The following is a 3,640-nucleotide window of genomic DNA, read 5'->3' on the forward strand; positions in this document are numbered from 1 at the left end:
GCACACTGGAAGTTGAACAACCCAACACCCGAACAATTACGTACAGCCTTAAACGAGGTAATATCGTTAGGTTTAGAGGTACAATTTACTGAAATGGATATAACTGTACGTACACAGCAGCCAAGAACACCGGGTGTAACACCTGCGCCCGTAGTGGATGCCGGTTACACACCTGAGCTGGAAGCCCAACAAGTTGCACAATATAAAAGGATGTTTGATGTAATTAAAGAATACAAAAAACATATAAAAGCGGTTACTTTTTGGAACGTAAGTGATAAAGGCAGCTGGCTTGATAGCCGTGGAGGTGGTTTCGCAGGCGGTGCAGCCGCAACTCAAGCAACCAGCCGTACAATAGTAAAAGCTTACCCGTTATTGTTTGATGTTAACGGACAACGTAAAAAAGCATATTGGGCGGTAGTAAATAATTAATATTAATAATTCAATACTAAAAGCCTCACGGATATCCGTGAGGCTTTTTACTATCAATACAAATTCAATATGAGTAATTATTTTATAAATAATGGTGCTAATAAAGGCATGTTGATTGTGGCCGCAGTTGCAACAGCATTATCTTTTTCGCAGTGTACGCCTAAACAAACCGCAACGGTTTCATCCGTACCTAATACAACCCCGCAGGCTGATATAAGCAAGGGCTTAAAAGATTATTTTAACGATGATTTTTTAATGGGTGTAGCCGTCTCTTCCAGATCGATCAGAACAGACTCGGCCTTAATTATTAAAGAATTTAACAGTGTAACCGCAGAAAACGATATGAAGGTGGGTATTATCCATCCCGCAGAAAACAGGTACAACTGGAAAAACGCTGATGATATTGTTGCCTTTGCCGAAAGACACCACATTAAAATACGCGGTCACAACTTATTATGGCATAAGCAGGGTGCTGACTGGATGTTTGTTGGCCCGGATGGGAAACCTGCAAGTAAAGAATTGGTGCTACAGCGTTTAAGAGATCATATACATACTGTAGTTGGCCGCTATAAAGGTAAAATGTACGTATGGGATGTTGTTAACGAGGCCATTGATGATGGCCCGGATTCGACCGTAATGTATCGTGAAAGCAGCCCCTGGTGGACTACATTTAAAAGTCCTGAGTTTATTGAAGCTGCTTTCCGTTATGCGCACGAAGCTGACCCAAGTGCAAAACTATACTATAACGAATTTAACAGCGAGCGCCCGGTTAAACGCGAGAAGATATTTAAATTGTTAAAAAAGCTGAAAGCTGACCATGTACCCATTGATGGTGTAGGTTTCCAGGCACATTGGACAGTAGACAGGCCGAACGCTGAACAAATACGTAAAGCGCTGGATGAAGTGATATCGTTGGGTTTGGAGGTACAATTTACAGAGTTGGATATTACCGTTCATACCAAGCCCGCAGAAATTACGCCGGGCAAGCCACTCGTTGACCCGGGTTATACACCAGAGGTAGAAGCCAAACAAATTGCCAAGTATAAAATGGTATTTGATATTTTCAGGCAATACCGCAAACACATTAAAGCGGTTACTTTTTGGAATGTATCAGATAGAGGTAGTTGGTTAGACAGTCGTGGCGGTGGTTCGGCAGGTGACCCGATACCCAGTCCGCCGGTATTTCTTAAAGCATACCCGCTATTGTTTGATGTTAATAACCAGCGGAAAAAAGCATATTGGGCTGTAGTTAATAATTAATATTAACGTTATAAATATTAAAGCCTTCTGGTATTGTCGGGAGGCTTTTTTGTTCGCAGGTAATTCCCTAAATTCGAGCCAATTATAAACCAATTATTAGTATGAAATATCCCCTTATACTTTCGGCAATGCTGTTGCAGGTATTAGCCGCCTGCGCTCAGAATAAAATTATAAACCCGAATGATCTTAAGCCTAAACGCCCCTCAGAATCAATAGTGGCGGCAATAATCAACAGCGAACCAACTAAAACCTATTTATGGCCAGGTGCAATACCGGGAGAAACCGAGGCTAAACATGAGCCCGTATTAGCTGCTAACCAATCGGGTAATGTAAGGCGTACTACCAACGTAACCAACCCGGCTATATTGGTATTTGCGCCTAAAGCGGCTAATAATGGTTACTCTGTGGTTGTATGCCCCGGCGGTGGTTATGAAACTCTGGCTACCGATAAGGAGGGGTCAGAAATAGCCAAGTGGTTCAATAAAATGGGCTATACAGCTTTTGTGTTAGAATACCGTACACCCAATAAAAGATTAGGCGCCTTGCAAGATTTGCAACGTGCCATGCGCGTTATAAAAAGTGATGCGGCCAGGTATAAAATAGATCCCGAAAAAGTGGGCGTAATAGGCTTTTCGGCCGGGGCGGATATGGCTGCCAAACTCAACTCGGAGTATGATGTGGCTACTTATCCCGCAGTTGATGATAAAGATAAATTATCCTGCAAAGCGGCTTTTTCAATGATCATTTACCCGGGTTACCTGAACGACGGGCCAAACAAAACATTAACGCCCGAATTGGCTAAACTGGATGCCAATACTTCGCCAACTTTTGTTTTTCAGGCTGCTGATGACGGCAGCGGCGGAAGTTCGGTTACCTATGCGGCCGCTTTACAAAAAGCAAAGGTCTCTGTCGAGTTTCACCTGGTGCCCAAAGGCGGCCATGGTTATGGCATGCGCGCCGGCAACCCCGCAGCCGAGGCATGGCCGGTTTATGCCGAAGCGTGGTTAAAGACAAACGTATTATCCAAAGCTAAATAGGATAAAAACACAACAGGCCGGATAGCCATATCCGGCCTGTTGTGTTTTTAAGGTTAGGTGATGTTACTTTTTAGGGCCGTCGTAATTAACCATCCATTGGATGCCGAATTTATCGTTCAACATGCCAAATGCAGGTGCCCAAAACGTTTCCTGTAATGGCATTTTGATTTCGCCACCTGCGGACAGTCCACTAAATATTTTTTCAGCTTCTTCCTTACTATCAACAGCTACCGATAGCTGGAAATTGTTGCCCCAAATATAATCCTTGCCCTGAAGACCCACTGCATCAGTACCCATTAAAACGTTACCGCCTATAGGTAATGATACGTGCATTAGCTTATCCTGATCTTCAGGCGGCATGCCCGAATTAGGAACATCTTTAAAACGTTGTAGTACAGCAAATTCGCCACCGAATACTGATCTGTAAAAATTAAAAGCTTCCTCGGTATTGCCGCGAAAGTTTAAATAAGGGTTTATTGTTGCCATTTTTTTTAGATTGAATATGCTGGGTTGTTTAATTTTTTAACGATATTTTGCAATTGATGAATATGTTTTTTAGTGTGGAACAGGAAAAAATAAACCGCTTCCAGCCTCGTTAAATGCCCAAAGGTACGTATGTCAAAATCAAGGCAAGTCATACTCATATCTAAGGTGTTAATATCATTTATTATGGAAGTTTTTATACTTTCTAATTTAGCTAATTGATCTTGTAAATTATAATCAGCAAGAACCGGTACTATATCGGGCGATGCTATGTTTTTTGCGCCAAAATTTAAAAACATGGTGGTTATTCGTTCCACATGCTCATCAACCCGTCTGGTTGTGGTTTCAGTTGCTCCATTTATCAGTTTGCAAAATCCCATACCCACCATATTTATATGTTCCATAACCTGCCCCGCAGTCCAACTGCCTTC

5 protein-coding genes are annotated in these 3,640 nt (G+C 42.3%); 3 read left to right on the forward strand and 2 right to left on the reverse strand.

Features of this window, described 5'->3' with window-relative positions; all coding sequences use genetic code 11:
• The 3 genes from ABI367_RS09325 to ABI367_RS09335 form a co-directional block, all read left to right on the forward strand.
• A partial coding sequence (locus tag ABI367_RS09325; RefSeq protein ID WP_462227205.1) for an endo-1,4-beta-xylanase occupies positions 1–429 on the forward strand: 429 nt, incomplete at its 5' end.
• 69 nt (positions 430–498) lie between these two features.
• Positions 499–1,689 carry an endo-1,4-beta-xylanase gene (locus ABI367_RS09330; RefSeq protein ID WP_462227206.1) on the forward strand — a complete coding sequence of 397 codons (1,191 nt, stop codon included), beginning with the start codon at positions 499–501 and terminating at the stop codon, positions 1,687–1,689.
• 101 nt (positions 1,690–1,790) lie between these two features.
• On the forward strand, positions 1,791–2,726 hold the full coding sequence (locus ABI367_RS09335) for an alpha/beta hydrolase (RefSeq protein ID WP_462227207.1): 936 nt from the start codon (positions 1,791–1,793) through the stop codon (positions 2,724–2,726).
• A gap of 63 nt (positions 2,727–2,789) precedes the next feature.
• Here the strand turns inward: ABI367_RS09335 and ABI367_RS09340 are convergent, their stop codons facing one another.
• On the reverse strand, positions 2,790–3,212 hold the full coding sequence (locus tag ABI367_RS09340; protein ID WP_462227208.1) for a VOC family protein: 423 nt from the start codon (positions 3,210–3,212) through the stop codon (positions 2,790–2,792).
• A gap of 5 nt (positions 3,213–3,217) precedes the next feature.
• Positions 3,218–3,640: DinB family protein (locus tag ABI367_RS09345; protein WP_462227209.1), on the reverse strand; the 423-nt coding region annotated here is incomplete at its 5' end.

Source organism: Mucilaginibacter sp. (assembly GCF_039935595.1).
Taxonomy (GTDB): Bacteria; Bacteroidota; Bacteroidia; order Sphingobacteriales; family Sphingobacteriaceae; genus Mucilaginibacter.